This window comes from Pedococcus aerophilus, assembly GCF_039532215.1.
Taxonomy (GTDB): domain Bacteria; phylum Actinomycetota; class Actinomycetes; order Actinomycetales; family Dermatophilaceae; genus Pedococcus; species Pedococcus aerophilus.
The window spans coordinates 1,233,611-1,255,420 of record NZ_BAAARN010000001.1 but is presented as its reverse complement, the minus strand read 5'-3'; the positions used below and the strand labels follow the sequence as shown (position 1 = coordinate 1,255,420).

At 71.6% G+C, this 21,810-nt stretch carries 23 protein-coding genes; 9 read left to right on the top strand and 14 right to left on the bottom strand.

The window, feature by feature from the left end; all coding sequences use genetic code 11:
• Window positions 1-77 precede the first annotated feature (77 nt).
• The 4 genes from ABD286_RS05885 to ABD286_RS05870 form a co-directional block, all read right to left on the bottom strand.
• Complete coding sequence (locus ABD286_RS05885; protein WP_344191180.1) at window positions 78-890, bottom strand: sulfite exporter TauE/SafE family protein; 813 nt, start codon at window positions 888-890, stop codon at window positions 78-80.
• Window positions 891-1,055: 165 nt separating this feature from the next.
• Entirely contained in the window at window positions 1,056-1,235 is a 180-nt protein-coding gene (locus ABD286_RS05880; RefSeq protein ID WP_344191179.1) for a hypothetical protein, read from the bottom strand.
• A gap of 55 nt (window positions 1,236-1,290) precedes the next feature.
• Window positions 1,291-2,703, bottom strand: a complete 1,413-nt coding sequence (locus tag ABD286_RS05875; protein WP_344191178.1) for a rhodanese-like domain-containing protein — start codon at window positions 2,701-2,703, stop codon at window positions 1,291-1,293.
• Window positions 2,704-2,762: 59 nt separating this feature from the next.
• On the bottom strand, window positions 2,763-3,101 hold the full coding sequence (locus ABD286_RS05870; RefSeq protein WP_344191177.1) for a rhodanese-like domain-containing protein: 339 nt from the start codon (window positions 3,099-3,101) through the stop codon (window positions 2,763-2,765).
• Between the two features lie 195 nt (window positions 3,102-3,296).
• Between ABD286_RS05870 and ABD286_RS05865 the strand changes: the two genes are divergently transcribed.
• The 3 genes from ABD286_RS05865 to ABD286_RS05855 are packed head-to-tail and all read left to right on the top strand — an operon-like array spanning window position 3,297 to window position 4,185.
• Entirely contained in the window at window positions 3,297-3,422 is a 126-nt protein-coding gene (locus tag ABD286_RS05865) for a hypothetical protein (RefSeq protein ID WP_344191176.1), read from the top strand.
• A gap of 45 nt (window positions 3,423-3,467) precedes the next feature.
• Window positions 3,468-3,860 (top strand): DUF302 domain-containing protein, encoded by a 393-nt coding sequence (locus ABD286_RS05860; RefSeq protein ID WP_344191175.1) that lies wholly within the window; start codon window positions 3,468-3,470, stop codon window positions 3,858-3,860.
• Window positions 3,861-3,918: 58 nt separating this feature from the next.
• Complete coding sequence (locus ABD286_RS05855; RefSeq protein WP_056920565.1) at window positions 3,919-4,185, top strand: metal-sensitive transcriptional regulator; 267 nt, start codon at window positions 3,919-3,921, stop codon at window positions 4,183-4,185.
• A 94-nt stretch (window positions 4,186-4,279) separates the two neighbouring features.
• Here ABD286_RS05855 and ABD286_RS05850 read toward each other — a convergent pair whose 3' ends face one another.
• Window positions 4,280-4,561, bottom strand: coding sequence for a cupin domain-containing protein (locus ABD286_RS05850; protein ID WP_344191174.1), 282 nt, complete (start codon window positions 4,559-4,561; stop codon window positions 4,280-4,282).
• Window positions 4,562-4,718: 157 nt separating this feature from the next.
• On the opposite strand from ABD286_RS05850, the gene ABD286_RS05845 reads away from it, so the two are divergent.
• Window positions 4,719-7,442, top strand: coding sequence for an ATP-binding protein (locus ABD286_RS05845; protein ID WP_344191173.1), 2,724 nt, complete (start codon window positions 4,719-4,721; stop codon window positions 7,440-7,442).
• A gap of 112 nt (window positions 7,443-7,554) precedes the next feature.
• Here the strand turns inward: ABD286_RS05845 and ABD286_RS05840 are convergent, their stop codons facing one another.
• The 3 genes from ABD286_RS05840 to ABD286_RS05830 all read right to left on the bottom strand — a co-directional run bounded on the left by ABD286_RS05840 (window position 7,555) and on the right by ABD286_RS05830 (window position 11,473).
• Window positions 7,555-9,255: a ribonuclease J gene (locus tag ABD286_RS05840; RefSeq protein WP_344191172.1), complete on the bottom strand. Its 1,701-nt coding sequence runs from the start codon at window positions 9,253-9,255 to the stop codon at window positions 7,555-7,557.
• A 184-nt stretch (window positions 9,256-9,439) separates the two neighbouring features.
• On the bottom strand, window positions 9,440-10,966 hold the full coding sequence (locus ABD286_RS05835) for a SulP family inorganic anion transporter (RefSeq protein ID WP_425565318.1): 1,527 nt from the start codon (window positions 10,964-10,966) through the stop codon (window positions 9,440-9,442).
• Window positions 10,967-11,077: 111 nt separating this feature from the next.
• Complete coding sequence (locus ABD286_RS05830; RefSeq protein ID WP_425565317.1) at window positions 11,078-11,473, bottom strand: MerR family transcriptional regulator; 396 nt, start codon at window positions 11,471-11,473, stop codon at window positions 11,078-11,080.
• Between the two features lie 251 nt (window positions 11,474-11,724).
• Between ABD286_RS05830 and ABD286_RS05825 the strand changes: the two genes are divergently transcribed.
• The 5 genes from ABD286_RS05825 (at window position 11,725) to ABD286_RS05805 (ending at window position 14,808) form a co-directional block, all read left to right on the top strand.
• Complete coding sequence (locus ABD286_RS05825; protein ID WP_344191171.1) at window positions 11,725-12,093, top strand: response regulator transcription factor; 369 nt, start codon at window positions 11,725-11,727, stop codon at window positions 12,091-12,093.
• Window positions 12,094-12,179: 86 nt separating this feature from the next.
• Complete coding sequence (locus ABD286_RS05820; protein ID WP_344191170.1) at window positions 12,180-12,809, top strand: hypothetical protein; 630 nt, start codon at window positions 12,180-12,182, stop codon at window positions 12,807-12,809.
• A gap of 144 nt (window positions 12,810-12,953) precedes the next feature.
• The gene (locus ABD286_RS05815; protein WP_344191169.1) at window positions 12,954-13,682 is read left to right on the top strand and encodes a YcnI family copper-binding membrane protein; all 729 of its coding nucleotides are present in this window, start codon (window positions 12,954-12,956) and stop codon (window positions 13,680-13,682) included.
• Complete coding sequence (locus ABD286_RS05810) at window positions 13,679-14,296, top strand: copper resistance CopC family protein (protein WP_344191168.1); 618 nt, start codon at window positions 13,679-13,681, stop codon at window positions 14,294-14,296. The genes ABD286_RS05815 and ABD286_RS05810 overlap by 4 nt, the downstream gene beginning before the upstream one ends.
• Window positions 14,293-14,808, top strand: coding sequence for a cupredoxin domain-containing protein (locus ABD286_RS05805; protein ID WP_344191167.1), 516 nt, complete (start codon window positions 14,293-14,295; stop codon window positions 14,806-14,808). Before ABD286_RS05810 ends, ABD286_RS05805 begins: the two co-directional genes overlap by 4 nt.
• 21 nt (window positions 14,809-14,829) lie before the next feature.
• On the opposite strand, the gene ABD286_RS05800 is transcribed toward ABD286_RS05805, so the two are convergent.
• The 6 genes from ABD286_RS05800 to ABD286_RS05775 form a co-directional block, all read right to left on the bottom strand.
• Window positions 14,830-15,633, bottom strand: coding sequence for a PAS and ANTAR domain-containing protein (locus tag ABD286_RS05800; protein ID WP_344191166.1), 804 nt, complete (start codon window positions 15,631-15,633; stop codon window positions 14,830-14,832).
• 168 nt (window positions 15,634-15,801) lie between these two features.
• The gene (locus ABD286_RS05795; RefSeq protein WP_344191165.1) at window positions 15,802-17,538 is read right to left on the bottom strand and encodes a dipeptide ABC transporter ATP-binding protein; all 1,737 of its coding nucleotides are present in this window, start codon (window positions 17,536-17,538) and stop codon (window positions 15,802-15,804) included.
• A complete protein-coding gene (locus ABD286_RS05790; RefSeq protein WP_344191164.1) occupies window positions 17,535-18,752 on the bottom strand; it encodes a serine hydrolase domain-containing protein in 1,218 nt (405 codons plus the stop codon). Before ABD286_RS05790 ends, ABD286_RS05795 begins: the two co-directional genes overlap by 4 nt.
• Entirely contained in the window at window positions 18,749-19,954 is a 1,206-nt protein-coding gene (locus ABD286_RS05785) for an anhydro-N-acetylmuramic acid kinase (RefSeq protein ID WP_344191163.1), read from the bottom strand. The genes ABD286_RS05790 and ABD286_RS05785 overlap by 4 nt, the downstream gene beginning before the upstream one ends.
• Complete coding sequence (locus ABD286_RS05780) at window positions 19,951-20,832, bottom strand: ABC transporter permease (RefSeq protein WP_344191162.1); 882 nt, start codon at window positions 20,830-20,832, stop codon at window positions 19,951-19,953. Before ABD286_RS05780 ends, ABD286_RS05785 begins: the two co-directional genes overlap by 4 nt.
• Window positions 20,829-21,806, bottom strand: a complete 978-nt coding sequence (locus ABD286_RS05775; protein ID WP_344191161.1) for an ABC transporter permease — start codon at window positions 21,804-21,806, stop codon at window positions 20,829-20,831. The genes ABD286_RS05780 and ABD286_RS05775 overlap by 4 nt, the downstream gene beginning before the upstream one ends.
• Window positions 21,807-21,810: the final 4 nt, after the last annotated feature.

The following is a 21,810-nucleotide window of genomic DNA, read 5'->3' as shown; positions in this document are numbered from 1 at the left end:
GTCGGTCCCGGCGCAGGTCGTGACGGTGTGGGCATGCGTCTGCCCCGTGAGGAACTCACGCCGCAGACGCGCGCGGGTCAGAACAGGGCGGGGACGCTGCGTGCAGCCGTGTACAGCGCGACGGCGACGAGCAGGACGGCAAACGCACGCGTCAGGTGGGAGGGCTTGACGCGCGAGGTGATGCGTCCGCCGAACAGGCTCCCGACGACGGCAGCGGCTGTGAACCCGGCGATGAGATTCCAGTCCAGGTGGGTGCTGCCGACGGTGATGCGGGCGGTCAGGGCGGTGGCGCTGTTGACCGCGATGACGAGCAGGGAGGTGCCGACGGCGACGGGCATCGGGAACGACAGGGCCAGCACGAGTGCCGGGACGAGGACAAATCCGCCGCCGACGCCGAAGAACCCGGTGAGCAGGCCCGCCGCGGTCGCGGTGACCACGACCTTCGCCAGCCGAGGGCAGGCGCACGTGATGGGGTTGAACGTGAGGATGGGCTCAACCGTGGGGTCCTCGAGGTCACCCGCGACGCCGGTGCTGAGAAGTGAGCGGCGAATCATCAGCGTGGCGACCGCGAGCATGAGCCCGGCGAACGCGGTCAGCAGGACCTGTGGGTCGACGTGAGCGGCAAGTGCTGAGCCGGCGAAAGACCCTGCGGTACCGAGGGCGCCGAACATCAGGCCTTGACCGAACCGGACCCGGCCGGATCGGGCGTGCGGGACCAGGGCGATGAGGGACGTGGCTCCGACGATGAGCAGCGAGCTGGTCGTGGCCGCACGCGGGTCCTGGCTGAGCAGGTAGACCAGGGCGGGGACGGTGAGGATGGACCCACCACCGCCGAGCGCACCGAGCGCGAGGCCGATGAGCAGTCCAAGGGGTAGTACCAAGGGCGACACGGTAGGTGTTCTCTCCTAGGTTTTGTTGGCCCGTCGGGGGCAGGCGCAGGGGGGCCGACCCCCGACGGGTTGACCAGGACGCAGCAGGGGGGTGCGCGTCCCGGTCAGGGCGCCGCCGGACAGGGGGGACGACGGCCGGCGCCCGGTCTGAGGGGGTTGTGCGGGTCAGTTCCGGCCGAAGAGGCGGCCGAGGAACGAGCCGCCACCAGATGCGGCCAACTCGTCGGCGCTGTGGCCAGGGCAGCGGTCGGCGCGGGGAACGCCGGCCATGACGTGGTCGACGTGCTGGCCGCAGCCGGCCCAGGTGGTCTTGCCGCAGACCTTGCAGTTCACGGGACGGCACATGGTGGTTCTCCTTGGGTGAGGGTGTGCGAAGGATCGGTGGTCAGGTCGGGTGTGGTCAGGCTGCTGCGGTGATGGGCATGCCGGAGCTGGCGGCGTTCTCCCCGAAGCTGTCGTCCACCGCCACGATCGGGATGCCGCGGGCGGCGAGGACGGAGGCGGCGATGGAGGCGCGGTAGCCGCCGGCGCAGTGCACCCACACCTCACCGGCTGGGACGTCGCCGATGCGGGAAAGCAGCTCGTGGAGCGGGATGTTCACGGCGCCGTCGATGTGCCCGTCGTCGAACTCCGACGCCCGGCGGACGTCCAGGACGGTGACGGGCCGGTGGTGACGGACCTGGGCCAGGTCGGCGAAGACGGCCCGCTCGAAGCTTCCGAGCGGGTTGTCGGTCCACTGGTCCGGGGTGCCGGTCGCGGCGCCTTCGAGGTGGTCGATGCCGATGCGGACCAGCTCACGCTGCGCGTCGGCGACCTGCTCCGCGCTGTCGCCGAGCAGGGTCAGTGGCGTGCCCCACGGGATGAGCCAGCCGAGGTAGGTGGCGAACTGGCCGTCGAGGCCGAAGTTCAGGGTGCCGGTGACGTGGCCGGCGGCGAACGCGGTGCGGGTGCGCAGGTCGACCACCCATTCTCCGGCCGCGATGTGCGCAGCGAGGGTGACCTTGTCGACCGTCTGCGGCGCGGTCAGGTCGGGCGCGCTCGGGCCGGCCTCGTTGGCTGGGGCCATGTGGGCGTAGTAAGCCGGGTAGGCGTCCAGGCCGGCCAGGGTGTCGGCGACCCAGCGCTCCTGGTCTCGGGTCAGGGCGGGGTTCTGGCGCTTCTCGTCACCGATGGTGGAGGCGGTGGTGTCACCGGTGGAACCGGTGGAGCAGAAGGACCCGAAGCCGTGGGTGGGCAGGACGTGGGTGTGCTCGGGCAGCTCCTCGGCGAGGCGGTGCGCCGAGGCGAACTGGTGGTGGACCAGGTCGTGGGTGTGGTCGTGTCCGAGCAGGTCCGGCCGTCCGGTGGCGCCGAAGAGCAGCGACCCACCGGTGAAGACGCCGACCGGCTCGAATGCCTCACCATCACCGGGTGCAGCCTCAAGGGCGTAGGACAGGTGCGTGAAGGTGTGGCCGGGGGTGGCGATGGCGCGGACCCGCATCGTGGGGGACACCTCGACGACATCGTCGTCGCTGATGGGGGAGCGCTCGTAGGCCACGTCATCGGCCGCGTTGACGTGGTAGCGGGCGCCGGTCGCCTGCGCGAGGGCCAGCCCACCGGTCACGTAGTCGTTGTGGATGTGGGTCTCGAAGACGTCGGTGATGCGCACACCGGCGTCGGACGCCAGGGCCAGGACCCGGTCGATGTCGCGTTGTGGGTCGATGACCACAGCGACCTGGCCGTCATGGGCGAGGTAGGAGCGGTCCCCGAGGGTGGGGGTGTCGATGGGGATGATGACCGGGGTGCTTACGGTCGTGCTCGTGCTGGTGTTCATGGGGTGGTCCTTTCCGGGATCGGGTCGTGAGGAGGGTCGGCGGTCAGGCGCTCAGGCGCTCAGGCGGTGGGGCGCTGACCAGTCACGACCGCGCGGCCGCTGGTGACCCAGGCGGCGGTGCCGCCCGCCACGGACAGGGCGTCGAAGCCGGCGTGGACGAGGTAGTCGGTCATGGCGCCGGAGCGGTTGCCGCCGGCGCAGATGACGTACACGGGGCGGTTCCGGTCGAGCTCAGACGTGCGCGAGGACAGCTGTCCCATCGGCATCAGCACAGCGCCGGGGACGTGACCACCGACGTACTCGCCGGGCTCGCGGACGTCGATGACGCATGCGCCGTCGGCGTGGGCTGCGGTGAACGCATCGAGGCTGACCTCGGACATCTGACTGCTCGCCTTCATCTGGACTCCGATACCCAGCGGGGTATCTGATGACTCCAACGGTAGTACCCCCGGGGGCATTCCAGTCAAATCGAGGAGAGCGTGCGTGATGTGCCCCATCGGGTATCTGCTGAGGCGATGGGAATGGCTGAGACCGGGAGAAGGTTGCATACCCCAGTAGGTATGCTCACTTGAGCAGAACAAGGAAGTACCCACATGAGCACCACGATCCTGACCGGAGCGCTGCCCGCAGCCGGCCTCGAGCGGGTCATTGATCAAGTTCATGCCGTGGACATGGACGCCATCCGCGCCCAGCTCGCCCGGCAGAACGAGCTCGCCTGAGTCAGCCCGCCTGCCGCTCCCGCACACACGAAGGAGACTCGCCCCGTGAGCTACGCCCTGACCGCCACCGTGAACCAGCCGTTCGCACCGACGCTCGAGGCCACCCGGGCGGCCTTGGCCGACCAAGGCTTCGGCGTCCTGACCGAGATCGACCTTGCCGCGACCCTCAAGGCCAAGCTCGACGCCGACATCCCGGCCCAGGTCATCCTCGGCGCCTGCCGGCCCCCGCTGGCGTACGCAGCCGTGCAGGCCGAACCGTCCATCGGGCTGCTGTTGCCGTGCAACGTCGTCGTGCGAGCCGTCGACGACACCACCACCCTCGTCGAAGCCATGGACCCCGAGGTCATGGTCACCATGACCCGCAACGAGAGCCTCACCGATGTCGCCGCCGACGCCCGCGAGAGACTCATCGGAGCCCTCGACTCCTTGACCGCCTGACCCAGCCGGACCATCGCGCCACACGCAGCCGCAACCAACGAGCCCCAGGAGCACTCCCATGGTCACCCTCAACACCGACGACATGACCCCTGTCATCAACCGCCTGCGCCGCGCGCAGGGCCAGCTCGGCGGCGTCATCCGCCTCATCGAAGAAGGCCGCGACTGCCGCGACGTCGTCACCCAGCTGGCCGCCGTCAACCGTGCCCTCGACCGCGCCGGCTTCGCCATCGTGTCCTCCGGAATGCGTGAGTGCATGTCCTCACCCGACGGCATCAACGCCGAGGACCAGGCCACCATGGAGAAGCTCTTCCTCACCCTCGCCTGACATGCCCGAGCCGCCCTTGCCACGACGCCGGCGGGGCGTCGGAGGCCCGCCTCGTGCTACGCGGGGACAGCAGGTTCGTGACAGGTCCGGTCGGTCAGCTGGGGACCGCGTACGCGGCGACTCCGGTGTCCACCAGGACGTAGGGTTCCTCGCCCACGGTCCAGGCATCGTGGCCGGGGTAGATGTCCAGGACGTCCCCCGGACCCACCTCGAGCTCGGTGCCGTCCGTGAATCGCACGGTCATCTGCCCGGACCGGCACTTCCCGGTGTGGTGGACCGGGCACGACTCCGTCCCGGCTATGGGCTTGACGTCGTCGGACCAGCGCCAGCCCAGCTCGAAGACGCCTCGGCCAAGGGTGAAGCCGCCGAGCGTCACCACGTCTATGTGGCCGTGGTCGCGGAGCCACCGGCGAGAGCGTGGGCACCGGCCCCACCGCGCGGTGTTCGGGCAATAGCGGCCTGGACGTCTCTCGCGGTTCTACGATCGGGCCTGGCGGTGACCGTGCAGGACGGTGCAGGGAGGAATGGTGCAGGTGAGCCCCACAGCCGAACATCCCCGCGCCCATGACGTCCTGCCCGAGGTCGAGTCCCAGATCCGACGCGTCGTCACGTACCGGGCGGTGCCGGGGGAGCAGGGCCGGTTCCTGGCCGTCGCCGGTGGCGTCAAGGACGTCCTCGGGGCGACCGCGACCGAGATCCTGGAGGACGACGACTACTGGTCCCACCACCTGCACCCGGCGGACCGTGACGCGGCACTGCGCCAGGAGGAGATCGGCTTCCGACGCGGCGAGCTGGTGTCGGAGTACCGCATCGTCCGCGACGACGGCCGGCTCGTGTGGGTCCTCGACGAGGCCAACGTCGTCGATGACCCCGTGGAGGGGCGTGTCTTCGACGGGGTCTTCGTCGACGTCACCTCGCTGCGCCGGTCGGAGCTGAAGGTGGCCGCGCACGGCCACCTCGTCGACATGGTCAGCGGGGGCGCGGGGTTGGCCGACTGCCTGCGGCCGCTCGTCCGTGCCTCCGGCGAGATGTGCATGGCGCTGCGCTGCGAGGTGGTGTGCGGTGGTGACGTCCTCGTGGCGATCGACCCGTCGGCCTCGGGCAGCTACCCGGACACGGCCGGTGCCGTCGAGCACGTGCGCGACTGCGGGAGCGAGGAACCCGGGACGGTGACGATCGTGGCGGTGCCGTCCGCGGACGTCGACGACGCCGTCGACTGGCTCTGTGCCATGAGCCTGCAGGCGCAGCGCATGCTGGTCGACCGGTCCCGCTCATTGAGGTCGGCCGCCCTGCTCGCCGCGACCCTCGAGTCCACGGTCGACGGTCTGCTCGTGGTCGACGAGGCCGGTCACGTCGTCGGACACAACCAGAAGTTCGCCACGATGTGGCAGGTCAGCCCCGAGCTGCTGGAGGCCGGTGACGACGACGCGGTGATGGCCTCGGTGCTCGACCAGCTCGTCGACCCGTCGGCCTTCGTGGCCGGGGTGGCGGCGCTCTACGAGAACGTCGGTGCGACGAGCTTCGACGAGATCGCGTTCAAGGACGGTCGGACGTTCGAGCGGTACTCGCAGCCACAGCTGCTGGAGGGCCAGGTCGTGGGTCGCGTGTGGAGCTTCCGCGACGTCACCACAGATCGCGCGCTCCAGCGCGAGCTCGCGACCGCCGCCGACGCCCTGACCACCCAGCAGCGGGTGCTGGAGCTCCTCGGCACCGCGGCTGCTGCCGCCAACTCCGCCGCGAGTGTCGAGGCGGCCGTCGCCCGGACGCTGGAAGCGCTCTGCGAGTTCGGTGGCTGGGACGTGGGACACGCCTGGCTCGCCCCCCGCCCCGGAACCGTCGCCTCCACCCACATGTGGGCCGCGTCCGCCGCCCTGGACGACACCGAGTTCCGGGGAGTCACCGAGGCCTCGGAGCTGGCGGACCTGGCCGTGGTCGGCCGGGCCATGGACAGCGGGCTCCCCGCCTGGGGCACCACCAAGGACTGGGGCGCGCCGCAGTGGCACCGGGCTGCTGAGTCGCTCGGACTCCAGACGGCTGTCGCGCTCCCGATCCGGGTGCGGGACGTCGCCGTGGGCGTCCTGGAGATGTTCTCCAGCGCCGTCGTCACCGAGGACCCCGCCGTCACCGACGTGATGAGCCAGGTCGGTGTGCACCTGGGCCGCAGCGTGGAGCGCCACTACGCCGAGGACGACCTCGCGTCCCAGGCAGCGGCCCTGCAGGAGCTGACCGATCGGATGGGCGCGGTCCTCGACTCGGTCGAGGAGGGGATCTTCGGCGTCAACGGCGAGGGCGTCATCACCTTCGTCAACCGCGCGGGCGAGGACCTGGTCAGGCGTTCACGCGACGACATCCTCGGGCACACCGACAAGGACGTCCTGAGGTTGTCCGGCGCCGTGTCGGCCGCCGGGCTCGACCCCACGACGGCGCGCGGGCTGCCGGAGCGGGGTGCCTACCGGCGTGACGACGGAACTCGGTTCGACGTCGAGTGGGTGGTCTCCCCGATGCGGACCGGTGCCGGTGCGGTGGTCATCATCCGCGACATCGGTCGGGTGCGGGAGGTGGAGCGGATGAAGGACCAGTTCACCGCCATGGTCAGCCACGAGCTGCGGACCCCCCTCACCTCGCTCCGGGGATCGCTCGGGCTGCTCAGCGGAGGGGCGGCGGGGGAGCTCCCGGCCCCGGCGGCGCGGATGGTCGAGCTGGCGACCACCAGCGCCGACCGCCTGGTCCGCCTCGTCAGCGACATCCTGGACGCCGAGCGCCTGCGCACCGGGCGGCTGGTGCTCCACCCGGCCGAGGTCTCGGTCGACGACCTCGTCGCCGCGGCCGCCCTCGACTCCGAGGCCGCGCTGAAGAAGGCGTCGGTCGGCCTGAGCTACACGCCGACCCCGGTGGTGGTCGGGGTCGACGCCGACCGCATCGTCCAGGTGCTGGCCAACCTGCTGGTCAACGCATCGAAGTTCTCCGAGGCCGGGGCGACGATCGACCTCGACGTCACGACGGACGCCACGTGGGCCACGATCGAGGTGCGTGACCACGGCACCGGCATCCCCGCAGAGATGGTCGAGAAGATCTTCGAGCCGTTCGTGCAGGTCGACGCGACCGACACCCGCTCGCACCAGGGGTCGGGCCTGGGACTGGCCATCTCGAGGGACATCGTGCGGCTGCACGGCGGCGACATGCGCGCCGGGAGCGGCGCGGACGGCGGTGCGTGCTTCACCTTCACCCTGCCCCTCGCCGGAGTCGCCGACGCGTGACCGTGCGCGAACGCCGCGCCCCCTGACCGTGGTCGGGCGGCGCGGCGTTCGTATGGCGCGGGGCCGGTGGGCGTGCGACGAATGACCGTCACGCGCCATACCCGCAGGTGGATCAGGCGTCGACGATCACGGGGATGATCAGTGGGCTGCGGCGGTGCTTGCGGTGCACCCAGTTGGAGGTGGCCTTGCGGACCAGCTCCTCGATCTGGTCGAGGTCCTCCACGCCGTCCTTGGACGCCTTGAACAGCGCCTGCTGGATGGCCGCGGTCGCGTCGGTGAAGTCGATGGTGCCGGTGGCGAGGCCGTGGACCATGTAGTCGGGGTCCTCCGTGAGCTTGCCCGTGTCCGGGTCGACGATGCAGACGATCGTCAGCACACCCTCCTCGGCCAGCGTCCGGCGGATGTGCAGCGTCTCCTCGGTCGCACCGCCCACGGCACCGCCGTCGACGTAGACCATGCCGGCCTGGACCTTTCCGCTGACGCGCGCCTTGCCGGCGACGAGGTCGATGACCGACCCGTCCTCGGCGATGAAGGCCTTGTCGGCGGGCACGCCGGTGCGGATCGCGATGTCGGCGTTGGCGCGGAGGTGGCGCCATTCGCCGTGCACCGGGAGCACGTTGCGGGGCTTGATGATGTTGTAGCAGTAGGAGAGCTCGCCGGCGCTGGCGTGTCCGGAGACGTGCACCTTGGCGTTGCCCTTGTGGACGACGTTCGCGCCCCAGCGGGTCAGCTCGTTGATGACGCGGTAGATGGCGTTCTCGTTGCCGGGGATCAGCGAGCTGGCGAGCAGCACGGTGTCCCCCTCGGTGACCTCGATCGGGTGGTCGCGACGGGCCATGCGGGACAGCGCCGCGAGCGGCTCACCCTGCGACCCGGTGCAGATGAGGGCGATCTTGTCCGCCGGGAGGTTCTCGAGCTTCTTGAGGTCGACGACCAGGCCCTGCGGGATGTTGAGGTAGCCGAGCTCGGAGGCGATCCCCATGTTGCGCACCATGGAGCGGCCGACGAAGGCGACCTTGCGGCCGTGCTCGTGCGCCGTGTCGAGCACCTGCTGGATGCGGTGCACGTGGCTGGCGAAGCTCGAGACGATGACCCGGCCCTTGGTGGTGCGGAAGACCGTGTCGATGGCGGGGGAGAGCTCGCCCTCGGAGATGGTGAAGCCGGGGACCTCGGCGTTGGTCGAGTCGGACAGGAAGAGGTCCACCCCCTCCTCGCCGAGTCGGGCGAACGCGCGCAGGTCGGTGACCCGGCCGTCGAGCGGGAACTGGTCCATCTTGAAGTCACCGGTGTGCAGGACCAGGCCGGCAGCGGTACGGATGGCGACCGCGAGGCCGTCCGGGATGGAGTGGTTGACGGCGATGAACTCGCAGTCGAACGCCCCGAAGGTGCGGCGGTCGCCCTCGCGCACCTCGACCGTGGTGGGGGTGATGCGGTGCTCCTTGAGCTTGGCCTCGATGAAGGCCAGCGTGAGCTTCGAGCCCACCACGGGGATGTCGCTGCGCTCGCGCAGGAGGTAGGGCACACCGCCGATGTGGTCCTCGTGACCGTGGGTGAGGACGATGGCGTCGATTGTGTCGAGCCTGTCTCGGATCCAGCTGAAGTCGGGCAGGATCACGTCGACGCCGGGCTGGTGCTCCTCGGGGAAAAGCACGCCGCAGTCGACGATCATCAGGCGGCCCTCGTGCTCGAAGACCGTCATGTTGCGGCCGATCTCACCGAGCCCGCCGAGGGGAACGACCCGCAGACCGCCCTTCGGGAGGGGAGCGAGGGCGTCCTTGGTGCGGCGGCCACGTCCTGAGCTGCGGCGACTCATCGTCGGGCTCCCATCGTGGGGGTGCAGTGGGCACGACGTGCGTGCTGTTCAGTCTTCATCGGTGTCCTTCGGGTTGTCCTGCGTCGTGCGGTGGTGGTCGTGCGAAGTGCTGGGGGTGCGGTCACCGGAGGCGGTTCGACGGCTCCGACGACCTGCGTCACGAGCCAGTCTCCTCTCTCCGGCGTCAGTGCCCTGCGCCGAGGTGTCCCGCGAGGCGAGCGTGGCGCTCCTGACTGGCCTCGTCGAGGCCGCGGATCGTCACGCTCGTGCCCTTGGCGGCATACCTCGTGGTGATCGCGTCGAGAGTGGCGACGGTGGACGCGTCCCAGATGTGGGACCGCGACAGATCGATGACCACGTTGGCGGGGTCGCCCACGTAGTCGAACTGGTCGACCAGGTCGTTGCTCGAGGCGAAGAAGAGCTCGCCGACGACGGCGTAGACCCGGGTGTGCTCGTCGGGGTGGCCGACGTCGATGACCTCGACGACGTGAGCGACGCGGCGGGCGAACAGCACCATGGCGACCACGACACCGACGATGACACCGATCGCGAGGTTGTGCGTGGCCACGACCACGGCCACGGTCGTGACCATCACGAGGGTCTCGCTGCGCGGCATACGTCGCAGCGTGGCCGGCCGCAGGCTGTGCCAGTCCATCGTGCCGACGGACACCATGACCATGACGGCGACGAGGGCGGCCATCGGGATCCTGCCGACGATGTCGCCGAGCCCGACGACGAGGACCAGGAGGAACACCCCGGCCAGGAAGGTCGAGATGCGGGTCCGTGCCCCCGAGGCCTTCACGTTGATCATCGTCTGGCCGATCATCGCGCAGCCGCCCATGCCACCGAAGAAGCCGGTGATGATGTTCGCGCCGCCCTGCCCCCACGCCTCACGGGTCTTGTCCGAGCGGGTGTCGGTGACGTCGTCGACGAGCTTGGCCGTCATCAGCGACTCCATCAACCCGACGAGCGCGAGGGCCAGCGCGTACGGCCCGATGATCGACAGCGTCTCGAGGGTGAGCGGGACGTTCGGGAGGCCCAGTGTGGGCAGGCTGTCCGGCAGGGTGCCTTCGTCGCCCACCGTCGGGACGGCCAGTGCGGTGGCGAGGGTGAACACCGTCAGCGCGACGATCGCGACCAGGGGGGCGGGCACTGCGGTGGTGAGCCTCGGCAGGAGCACGATCACGAGGAGGCCCACCGCCACCAGCGGGTAGACCGCCCAGGGCACGCCGACGAGGTGCGGCACCTGCGCCAGGAAGATGAGGATGGCCAGCGCGTTGACGAAGCCGATCATCACCGAGCGGGGGATGAAGCGCATGAGCTTCGCGACGCCCAGGGCGCCGAGCGCGACCTGGATCAGGCCGCCGAGGATCACGGTCGCGATGAGGTGGTCGATGCCGTGGTCGCGCATCACCGGAGCGATGACGAGGGCGACCGCGCCCGTGGCGGCCGAGATCATCGCCGGACGGCCGCCGAGGAAGGCGATCGAGACGGCCATGGTGAACGAGGCGAACAGGCCGACGCGCGGGTCGACCCCGGCGATGATCGAGAACGAGATCGCCTCGGGGATCAGCGCCAAGGCCACGACGAGGCCGGCGAGGACCTCGGTGCGCAGACGCTTCGGTGACCGCAGGGCGGCGCGGACCGAGGTGACGTCCTCGACGGCCGTGCGGGCGGCCGGGGCAGCGGTGGGTGCGGGTGGGGCGGACACGATGGTGCTCCTGGGACGTGGGTTCGGGGCCGCGGGGCGGCCTGGCCCGGCACGTCGTCGTGGCGGGGCCTGAGGTCGGGGGAAAAGGGGGTATGGCGCGGTGGGGCTGGGCTAGGCCAGCTCGGCGGCGAGCTGGTCGGCGAAGGCCTGCGCGCTGTCCGCCTGTTGGCGCAGCCGGGTCAGCTTCTGGTCGACGAGGGCGTGGTAGCTCGCGAGTCGCTCGCGCAGGTCGGCGCGGGTGGCGGACGACAGGTCGGGTCCGGTCAGCCGGTCGCGCAGGTCGATGAGGTCGCGCATCTCCTCGAGCGAGAAGTCCAGGGGCTTCATCCGCTTGATGAGCAGCAACCGCGCGACGGCCTGCTCGTCGTAGAGACGGAAGCCGCCCGAACTGCGGCGGGACTCGGGCAGCAGTCCCACCTCCTCGTAGTGGCGGATGGTGCGCAGGGACAGTCCCGTGCGGTCGGCGACGTCACCGATCTGCATACGGGGCGGGGAGGTCACACGCATCCTTGGCTCGAGGGTGGTCCGGGGGATGACTCTACCCTCACGTGAGGGTAGGTCGAGTACGCCGGGGTCGGCGAACGGGCTGCCAGGGGGCGGGCGGGTGTCGGACTTGCCCGGTTGGAGGCGGTGCGGGGTCGGCTGTTCGGACCTCTTCGCGACGGCCTCCGGCCAAACGTCCACGCACGGAGATGTTCGATGACATCGTTGTCATCGGGGGTCAGGCAGGTCAGCTCAAACGACAGGAAGGCACGACCATGGCAGTGGCGCTGGTCGTCGATGACGACGCCGACATCCGTCATCTGGTGTCCCTCACCGCTCGCATGGCCGGCTACGACCCGGTCGCCGCGGAGTCGGGCGAGCACGCGCTCGCCCTGCTGGCCGGGGGCCTTCATCCCGCCGTCATCGTGCTCGACGTGGTGATGCCGGGGGTGACCGGTCTCGACGTCTGCCGGTCCCTACGGCGCGAGGCCTTCCTCCGGTCGACGCCGATCGTCTTCCTCAGCGCGATGGCCCGTCCCGAGGACCGCCAGAGCGGACTCGACGCCGGGGCGGACCGGTACGTCATCAAGCCGTTCAGCCCGCGCACCCTTGCCGGTGTCCTGGAGGCGATGGCCCCCGCCTGACCGGCCGCCACGACTGCTGCCGTTGCCAGGCCCGCGGAGCGCGGGGCTTTGCGGTGTTCGCGGGCGCGGTGCGTACTCTGGTGCGCATGGTCGCGGCAGGGACGGGGACACTGCGGCTCGCGCGTGCCCTCGGTCTGGCGCTTGCGGCATACGGGCTCTCGCTCGGTGCCCACCTGGTCGGTGGGGGCAACGCCCCCTCGGCGACCGGTGCGGCGGCTCTGCTGTTCGCGACGTGGTGGGTCGGCGTCCTCGTGACCCACCGGCGCCTCGGCCGCACCGCGTTGGTCGCGGCGCTCGGGGTCTCGCAACTCGTTCTGCACCAAGCATTCTCGTACGCCAGCACCGCCGGCAGCTGCGTCACCGTCGTGCACGCCCACGCCGACCACCTCACGAACGGGGCGAGCACCGTGTGCGCCGAGGCAGGGGCCGCCGGCATGGCGGCGATGCCGCACCACGGGCTCGCGGGCGCGGGAATGGTCGTGGCGCACGCCGGCGCAGCGGTCCTGCTGGCCCTCCTGCTCGCGCGCGGCGAAGCAGCCGTGTGGTTCCTCGCCGGACTCGTGTGGCCGACCCCGCCGGCTCCGGTCCGGCTGCCCACGGCGCTGCGTCCGGCGACCGTCCTCGGTGCCCTCCTGGCGCCCACCGCCCCGGTCGTCGTGCCCGGTGACGTCGGTCGTCGGGGGCCCCCGTGGTCGCCCGCCCCGGCCACCTCCTGAACGAACGCCTCCTCCCTCGTCAGCGTCCCTGACGCACGGGTGCGTATGGCGCGGAGCGCGGCCGGGTGCCCACCTCACCCACCGAACTCCCGCGCCCGTGACGCTCCTCGGCGTCCCGGCGCACCAGACGAAGGACCCACCTCGATGAACCCTCTTTCCACGCGCCTGCGCGCGCGCACCACCCCCGCCACCGCCCTGGCCCTGGCCGTGCTGGCCGCCTCGGCCCTCCCCGCCTCGGCCCACGTCAGGGTCAAGCCGGACTCGACGGTCGCCGGCAGCTACGCCGGGTTGACCTTCAGGGTGCCGAACGAGTCGGACGACGCCTCGACGACGAAGGTGGTGCTCACACTCCCTCAGGACCAGCCGTTCCGGCACGTGTCGGTGCGGCCGCTGCCGGGCTGGACCGCCACCGTCACCGAGGCGACTCTCCCCACGCCGGTGACCCTCGACGGCAGCACGCTCACCAAGGCTGCGCGCACGGTGACCTGGACCGCCACCGGCGACCAGGCGATCGCGCCGGGGCAGTACCAGGAGTTCGCCGTCAGTGCCGGACCACTGCCGACGTCCGGCACCGTCGTGCTACCGGTGGCGCAGACCTACAGCGACGGCGAGGTCGTCGAGTGGGCCACCCCCCAGGCCGCGGGTGACCCCGAGCCAGAGCACCCGGCTCCGCAGTTCGACGTGACCGCCGCCGCTGACGGGGGTAACCCCGTGGCCGCGACCACAGCCGGTGCCGAGGCGGCAGCGCCCGTCGGGGCCGACGCCGACCCCACCGACCCGGTGGCCCGAGGGCTCGCGGGAGGTGCGCTCCTCGTCGCCCTGCTCGGGATCGGCGCCCAGGTCGTGGCTCGCCGTCGCCGGGTGGAGGCGTGACGCGCTCCGCCCGACCCGGCACCTCCCGGCCCAGGGCGTCGCTGCGCCGCACCCTCGCCCTGCTGGTGACGTCGGTGGCCGTGGTGGCCACCGGCGTCGCCGCCGCGGGCCCGGCGGCCGCCCACGCCCGGCTCCGGTCGACGACACCGGCCGCCGCGTCGAGCGTGGCGTCCGCACCTCAGGAGGTGGTCCTGCGGTTCAACGAGCCGCCGATCGGGGTCGGCACGGCTGTGCGCGTGACCGGGCCCGACGGCGAGGTCGTGTCCACCGGCCCGGCCCGTGTCGTCGACGACGAGGTCCGGCAGACGCTGGGTGCCGGTCTGGGCGGCGGCACGTACCGCGTCGACTGGAGGGTCACGTCCGACGACGGGCACCCCGTCTCGGACACGTTCACCTTCACCGTCGCCGCCGGGACAGGTGCCGCCGGCAGCCCCACCACCGCCGCCGACCCGACCCCCCTCCCTACGGTCGCCGACCCGGTCCTCGCCGAGCCGGCGCGCCACGACGGGGGTGGCCCCCCGTGGCTGGCCCTCGTCGCTGCCGCCCTCGTGGCGGTCCTCGGCTACCCCCTCACCCGCTCCCTGCTCCGCCACCGAAAGGCCAGGAACCCATGACCCGAACCATGCTGCACACCCACCGTTCCGCCCTCTTGCGCCGGGGAGTCGTCACCGCCGTCGCGGCACTGGCGCTAGCCGGCTGCTCCTCGGCCACAGAGCCCGCCGCGCCCGCCGCGCCCGCCGCGCCCGCCGCCACGGCGGCGACCGGTGGGGCCGCCGGCCCCTCGACGAGCCCCTCGGCCACGGAGGTGCCGCAGGCGCCCACGACGGCTCCCACGACAGCCGCGGCGGACGGACTGCCGGCAGGAGCCAAGCAGCTCTCGGTCACGGTGACCGGTAAGAAGATCGACCCGGGCCCGTCCGTCGTCGAGCTCGGGGTGGGTCAGACCTTGCGGCTCACGGTGACCAGCGACCACGACGACGAGCTGCACGCCCACGGCTTCGAGAAGGAGGCCGAGCTCGTCGCCGGTGAGCCGGCGACGCTCGACCTCGTCACCGACCAGCCCGGGACGTACGAGGTGGAGACCCACCACCCGGCCCTGCGGCTGCTCAAGGTGCAGGTGCGTTGAGCCGCGGAACCGATCAGCCGGCTAGTCCTCGTCGAGCGCCATCAACCCGAGGTGGGCGCAGGCGCGCCGGGCCGCGCTCAGGTTGTCGTCCTGCAGCGAGTGGAACTCGGCGACGAGGCCGCGGGACACCACGGACAGGTCGACGCGGATCTCCTCCGAGCGCCACGTCAGGAGCTCGAGGGCGGCGTCGGGGCTGAGGCGGAACGCCGCGATGAGCACCCCTTTGGCCTGCTCGATCGTGGGGTCCACCGCGGGGCGACGCTGCTCGATGGCGCGTGCCGTGGCGCTCGCGCGCTCGGTCGCGGCGCTGAAGGCCGCCGTGAGGTCGACGAAGTACCCCTGGACCGTGGTGATCCGACCGTCGGCGTCGCAGACCGCCTCGCCGACGGACAGCACCTCGCGCACCCGACCGTGGGTGTCGACCACGCGGTGGCGGCAGCAGAACGGCTCGCCCGACGCGAGGACGCTGCGCAGGGTCTGCTCCGTCGCTGCCAGGTCCTCGGGGTGCTTGTGGGACATCAGCAGCTCGGTGCTGGGTTCGACGTCACCCTCGGTGAGGCCGTGCAGGTCGAACATCCCCGGCGACCACCACCAGTCCCCGGACCGCACGTCGTAGCGGAAGCGGGCGGCAGGCTCGGCGGTGCCTGCGGTGAGGGCGTTGAGCGGGTCCCAGACCGCCGCCCCGGTCGCCGCAGCCTCCGGTTCCGGTGGGGGGTTGACCGCCTTGTCCTCGAGCGAGCCCTCGAGGACGTCCTCGACGACATCGGCGGGCACGTCCATGCTGATCGGGTCGTCGACGGAGGAGCTGGGCGTGACAGTGCTCATCGGGTCTCTCGCCTCGAGGAATGGTCTGACAGATGTACCACAGCAGGCGGGTGGGTGCGGCTCCCGCGCCACGATCGTGGCTGATCGTCCCGGTATGCAGCCGCCGTCAGGTCTGCTGCGCGTGCCGGCCGGGTGCCTGTCGGGGGTGCGCCGGCCATGGGGCCGCCATCAGCGGGGCACCCGGCGCCGACCGGGTACCGCGGCCACCAGCCGTTGGGTGTACTCCTGTTCCGGGTGGTCGAAGATCGAGACGGGGTCGCCGTGCTCGACGACCCTGCCCCGCTGCATGACGTACACCTCGTGGGCCACCAGCCGCACGACGGCCAGGTCGTGGCTGATGAAGAGGTAGGCGAGGTCGAGGTCGCGCTGGAGCTGCACCATCAGCTCGAGGACCTGTTCCTGCACGAGCACGTCGAGGGCGCTGACCGCCTCGTCCATGACGACGAGCTCAGGGTCCAGGGCCAGGGCTCGGGCGATGGCGACGCGTTGGCGTTGACCGCCGGAGAGCTCATGAGGGTACCGGTCCGCGATGCTGCGGGGGAGGGCGACCTTGTCGAGGAGGTCGTGCACGGCCTCGGTGCGGGAGCGCCGGTCGCCGATGCGGTGCACCCGCAGGGGTTCGGCGACGACGTCGGCGACGGGCCACCTCGGGTCGAGCGACGCGTACGGGTTCTGGAACACCGGCTGCACCTGGCGGCGGAATCCCTTGAGCTCCTTGCGTCCCAGCGTCGACAGGTCGACGCCGCGGTAGCTCGCCACCCCCGCGTCCGGGGTCTCCAGCCGCAGCGCCAGCCGTGCCGCGGTCGACTTGCCGGAGCCGGACTCGCCGACGATCGCGACGGTGCGCCCTCGCCGGACCTCGAGGTCCACGCCGTCGACGGCGACGAGGGGCTCGCGCCGACCTCGGAGCCGGTAGCGGCGCTCGACGCCGCGAAGAGACAGCAGCACCTCACGACCGGGTCCGGCACCAGTGACGGCGTCGGAGGTGGCTGGCCTCGTGGCGACGTCCCTCTGCGAGTCGATCTCGGGGGCGTCGTCCGTGCGGGTGATCTTCGGGGTGGCGAGGCTCGGGGCGGCCGCCAGCAGGGCCCGGGTGTACTCGTGGCGCGGCGCGTCGATCACCTGCGCAGAGGGTCCCTGCTCGACGACCTCGCCGCGGTACATCACGACGACCCGGTCGGCGCGCTCCGCGGCGAGGGCCAGGTCGTGGGTGATGAGCAGGACGGCCGACCCCACCTCCGCGGCCAGCTCGGCCATCTGGTCGAGGACGAGGCGTTGCACCGTGACGTCGAGAGCCGAGGTGGGTTCGTCGGCGACGAGGAGCTGCGGTCGACAGGCCAGCGCCATCGCGATGAGGACGCGCTGCCGCATGCCGCCGGAGAACTCGTGGGGGTACTGCTGGGCCCGCGCGCCGGCGTCCTCGATGCCGGCACGACGCAGGAGGTCGACCGCCTGGTCGTCGGCGGCCCTCCCGGTGGCGCGACCGTGCACCTCGAGGGCCTCGACGATCTGGGCGCCCACCCGCATCACCGGGTTGAGGTTGGTCATCGGGTCCTGCGGCACCGTGCCGATGCGGCTCCCGCGGATGCCGGTCATCGCCTTCTCGCCCAGCTCGGTGAGCTCGGTGCCGTCGAGGCGGATGCTCCCCGACTCGATGTGGCCGTTGCGGGCGAGCAACCGGTTGATCGACGAGGCGAGCGTCGACTTGCCCGACCCGGACTCGCCGACGACGGCGACCGTCTCACCACGGTCGAGGCGGAGGCTGACTCCCTTGACCGCCCTGACCGGCCCGCGGGGGGTGGTGAAGCTGACCGTGAGGTCACGGACGGCGAGCAGTGGTGCAGGGGTGCCTGCGGGGCTTCCCGCCGAGCTCCCTGAGGCGTGGGCGGTGGTGGACCTGCTCATCGTGCTCCTGTCCGTTCCTGCCGGGCGAGGTCGAGGTGGTCGAGCGCGGTCGCTGCGATCTCGGTCGTGGTGACGAGGTGGTCTCGGCTCGTGCCCGGTCGTCGGATCGAGCCGGTGGTGCCGTGCAACCGCGTGGCCGCGGCGGCCACGACGAGGTCGCGGTCGAGTGCCACCCCGAGCCAGGTCCCGGTGAACCCGACGTGGACGGCGAGCGGAACTCGCTCTCCTGCAACGGTTGCCGTCATCAGCGCGAACCCGAGTGACCGGTCGGACGCAAGCCGCTGCGGTCTCGTGAACTCTCGGATCACGCCTTCGGGCACGACCTCGGGGTCGACGAGGGAACGGGCGAGGGTGAGGAGGTCGGGGATCGTCGCGAACAACCCCGCATGGCCGGCGACACCAGCCAGGGCGTGGGCTGCGTTGCCGTCATTGGCTGCGCCGACGACGGGGGCGTCCCGCCAGCCGTCGAAGTCGTGGACCTGGTGCGGGGTGGGGTAGGGGTCGCCGGTGGCGACCATGGTGTGCTCCACCACGTCGCTGTCCGCCGAGGCCGCGGCCTGGTCGGCCGGGACCGGGCCGTATGCGGTGTGGCCCAGTCCCAGCGGCTCGAGGACCAGGCGCGCGAGCGCGGCGTCCTGGCGCAGTCCGGTGACGGCCTCGAGCACCGCACCCAGGACGATCATCCCGAGGTCGGAGTACGTGCAGGCGGTCCCCGGGTCGCGGGCGAGGGGCGTCTGAGCAGCGATGGCCAGGGCTTCGCCGCGGTCGGTGGTGCGGCAGTACAACGGCAGCCACGGCGGCAACCCGGAGGTGTGCTGCACCAGGTCCCGGACCGTCACCGCCGCGCGGTGACGTCCTCCGACCCCGACCCCCGACCCGATCCCGGCGAAGGTCGGCAGGTACGTGGCGACCGGCTCGTCGAGCCGCAGGACGTCGTCGGCCACGAGTCGCATCGTGAGGGCCGTCGTGGAGGCGACCTTGGTGACCGAGGCGAGGTCGATCAGGGTGTCGACGGTCATCGGCCGCTGCGCCCTGCCGTCACCGAGGACGGCCAATCCTTCGGCCGCCACCGACTCCACGCCGTCGAGGAGGACGCCGACGACGGCCCCGGCCGGCTGCGCCCCCGGTCTGCCGAGGTCGAGCAGGGACCGAGCGGCTTCCTCGACGCCCCGGAGCTCCTGCCCGGCGCGGCGCGCCGCAGGTGGTGTGGTCACGGGCGCACCACGTCCTCCAGGACCAGTCTGCGTGGGGTGACCCCGCCGGATACCGGCAGCGCCCCTCCGCCAGCAGGCGCAGGGGTGACGCGACCGAGCACCCGGGGGCCGCTCGCCCCGGTGCACGTCGGCACGTTGCCGGCGATGCCGTGCATGGTGGCCCACCCGATGAGGGCGAAGGCCACGGCCTCCTTGGCGTCCGGGTCGAGGCCGAGGTCGGCAATGGTCGAGAACCGCACTCCCGGGGCTGCCGCCGCGAGCGCGTCGACGAGGGCGGGGTTGCGCACCCCTCCACCGGACAGGAACACCTCGTCGACCTCGTGGTCGGCCAGCGCGTCCGCGACGGTCCGTGCCGCGAGCTCGACCAGGGTGGCCACGAGGTCGGGGAGGGCGACGGCCGAGCCGTGCCGCGCCACCGCGTCGTCGACGTAGGCGGCGTGGAAGAGCTCCTTGCCGGTGCTCTTGGGTGCCGGGGCGCGGTAGTAGGGCTCGTCGAGCAGGACCTCGAGCAGCCCCGGGACGACCGTGCCGGAACGGGCGATCGACCCGTCGCGGTCGTAGGCCAGCGGGGTCGACGGGTCGGCCGCCACCACGGCGTCGATGAGGGCGTTCGCCGTACCGATGTCCCAGGCCACGGGGTCGGCTCCGGGCGCGCAGACGGTGACGTTCGAGATGCCCCCGAGGTTGAGGGCGGCCACGGTCCGTCCCTGTGCGACAAGCGGTTCCAGCACGAGGGTGTCGAGGACGGGTACGAGTGGGGCGCCCTGTCCGCCGGCGACGACATCGGCGGTGCGCACGTCGCTGACGATCGGCAGCCCGACGGCCTCGGCGATCCAGCCGGGCTGGCCGAGCTGGAGGGTCCCCTCGGCGGTGCCGCCCTCGACCCAGTGGAAGACCGTCTGTCCGTGCGAGCAGACGGCGTCCACCGGACCGAGCCCGAGGGCTTGGTGCTCGTGCAGGGCGGCCACCGCAGCGGCCGCGAACTCGCGGCCGATCAGGGTGTCCAGGCGTGTCAGGGCGTCCGCCGACGTCGGCGACGGAGGCAGGGCGGCCACCAACGCGGCCCGCAGCTGTGGGCTGTACGCCGTGGAGCCGGCGTGCTCGACCCGACCGACGAGCGTCTCGCCGTCGACCCGGAAGTCGCACACCGCCACGTCGATGCCGTCGTGGGAGGTTCCGGAGATCATGCCGAGGACCTTCATCGTCCACCCCTGCTGCGCGGGTCGAGGGCGGCGCGCAGGCTGTCACCGACGAGGTTGAGGCCGACGACGAACACCACCAGGGCTGCACCCGGGAAGGCGAGCATCCACGGGGCGATCGTCGACAGCGTCTGGGCGTCGAACACCATGCCCCCCAGGGACGCGGCGGGTGGCGGTGTGCCGAACCCGAGGAAGCTCAGGGCCGCCTCGGTGAGGATCGACCACGACAGTGAGAGGGTGACCTGGACGACGAGGATGCCCCGCATGTTCGGCACGACGTGCGCGAACAGCGTCGACAGGCGGGACCGACCGATCGCCGTCGAGGCCGTGACGTACTCGACCGAGCGCAGGGTCAGCACCGGCCCCCGCGCGACCCTGGCGAAGATCGGCATGTAGACCGCGCCGATCGCCAGGCTCACCGTCACCCAGCTGCGTTCGAGCGTCGCCGCCAGTGCGAGGGCGAGCAGCAGTGAGGGGAACGCGAAGAGCACGTTGGTGATGACGCCGACGACCCGGTCCAGCAGGCCGCCGTAGTAGCCGGCGAGGACGCCCAGCAGGATCCCGACGAGACCGGCTGCGCCCACGGAGACGATGGCGATGCGCAGCGAGTTGGCTAGGCCCGAGGCGACCCTGGAGAAGATGTCGCGGCCGAACTGGTCCGTGCCGAACCAGTGGGCGCCGGACGGGCCCTGCAGGGAGGAGATGACGTCCTGCCTCGCCGGGTCGTACGGCGTCAGCCCGAGCAGCCCGGCCAGGGCCAGCAGGACCACGGCGGCGGTGAGGACGAGCCCGACGACTGCGGTGGGGCGTGCGAAGGCCCCCAGCACCTCCGTGCGTCGCGAGGTGCGGACGGGGACGGCGACGGTGGTCTCGGCACTCACTCGGCACGCACCTTGGGGTCGACGAGCCGGTAGAGCAGGTCGGTCGCGAGGTTGACGGCCACGAACATGACCGCGATGACGAGGACCGTGCTCTGCACGACGGCATACTCCTTCTGGTTGAGCCCGAGGAGCACCTGGCGGCCGATGCCGGGGATCGAGAAGATCTGCTCGATGACCAGGGCGCCGCCGAGCAGGAACCCGAACTGGAGCCCGCCGATGGTGACCACGGGGATCAGGGCGTTGCGCAGGACGTGCCGCACCTGGAGGCGACGGCCGGCCACGCCCTTGGCGCGCGCCGTACGGATGTAGTCCTCGTCGCGGATGGCGAGGACCGACGCCCGCGTCGTCTGGAAGACGGGGGAGGCGATGCTGACCCCGAGCACCAAAGCAGGCAGGAGCATCTGCTGGAGATTGCGCCCGAGATCTGTTGCAGGAGTGGCGAACTCCTCTCCGTTGGGGTTCCACCCGAAGGTGTTCGCGAGCCATGTCGACGCGACGGTCGCCACGAGGAACGTCGGCAGAGACAGGGCGAGGAGGCTCGCCAGCTGGGTGCCGTTGTCACGCGTGGCGCCGGGCCGGCTCGCGGCGAGCAACCCGCCGGGCACGCCGAGCAGCAGGCCGACGAGGATCGACAGGACGGCCAGCTCGATGGTGTTGGGCAACGCCTGCGTGGTCAGGTCGAGGACGCTCTGGCGGGAGTTCGTGGCGATCCCGAGGTTGCCGGTGAGCACCCCCTGGAGCCAGGAGAAGTACTGCGCGACGAGCGGCTGGTCGAGGCCGTAGTAGTCCCGCAGCTGGGCCAGCTGCTCGGGGCTGAGGCTGCCCGCCTCGATGCCGTAGCTCGCGGTGATCTGGTCGCCGGGCAGCACGCGCAGCAGGGTGAAGGTGAGGACCGAGACCCCGAGCAGGGTGAGCACGGCCTCGACGACACGGCGCAGCACGGGGTGCCGGGCGAGGGCGGAGAAGAGCGTCATGGAG

Bases quoted from the DNA above. Each gene is read 5' to 3' on its own strand.
- ABD286_RS05880 (WP_344191179.1), bottom strand. From the start codon at position 1,235: ATGTGCCGTCCCGTGAACTGCAAGGTCTGCGGCAAGACCACCTGGGCC.
- ABD286_RS05875 (WP_344191178.1), bottom strand. From the start codon at position 2,703: ATGAACACCAGCACGAGCACGACCGTAAGCACCCCGGTCATCATCCCC.
- ABD286_RS05870 (WP_344191177.1), bottom strand. From the start codon at position 3,101: ATGAAGGCGAGCAGTCAGATGTCCGAGGTCAGCCTCGATGCGTTCACC.
- ABD286_RS05865 (WP_344191176.1), top strand. From the start codon at position 3,297: ATGAGCACCACGATCCTGACCGGAGCGCTGCCCGCAGCCGGCCTCGAG.
- ABD286_RS05855 (WP_056920565.1), top strand. From the start codon at position 3,919: ATGGTCACCCTCAACACCGACGACATGACCCCTGTCATCAACCGCCTG.
- ABD286_RS05840 (WP_344191172.1), bottom strand. From the start codon at position 9,255: ATGAGTCGCCGCAGCTCAGGACGTGGCCGCCGCACCAAGGACGCCCTC.
- ABD286_RS05830 (WP_425565317.1), bottom strand. From the start codon at position 11,473: ATGCGTGTGACCTCCCCGCCCCGTATGCAGATCGGTGACGTCGCCGAC.
- ABD286_RS05825 (WP_344191171.1), top strand. From the start codon at position 11,725: ATGGCAGTGGCGCTGGTCGTCGATGACGACGCCGACATCCGTCATCTG.
- ABD286_RS05820 (WP_344191170.1), top strand. From the start codon at position 12,180: ATGGTCGCGGCAGGGACGGGGACACTGCGGCTCGCGCGTGCCCTCGGT.
- ABD286_RS05815 (WP_344191169.1), top strand. From the start codon at position 12,954: ATGAACCCTCTTTCCACGCGCCTGCGCGCGCGCACCACCCCCGCCACC.
- ABD286_RS05805 (WP_344191167.1), top strand. From the start codon at position 14,293: ATGACCCGAACCATGCTGCACACCCACCGTTCCGCCCTCTTGCGCCGG.
- ABD286_RS05800 (WP_344191166.1), bottom strand. From the start codon at position 15,633: ATGAGCACTGTCACGCCCAGCTCCTCCGTCGACGACCCGATCAGCATG.
- ABD286_RS05795 (WP_344191165.1), bottom strand. From the start codon at position 17,538: ATGAGCAGGTCCACCACCGCCCACGCCTCAGGGAGCTCGGCGGGAAGC.
- ABD286_RS05785 (WP_344191163.1), bottom strand. From the start codon at position 19,954: ATGAAGGTCCTCGGCATGATCTCCGGAACCTCCCACGACGGCATCGAC.
- ABD286_RS05775 (WP_344191161.1), bottom strand. From the start codon at position 21,806: ATGACGCTCTTCTCCGCCCTCGCCCGGCACCCCGTGCTGCGCCGTGTC.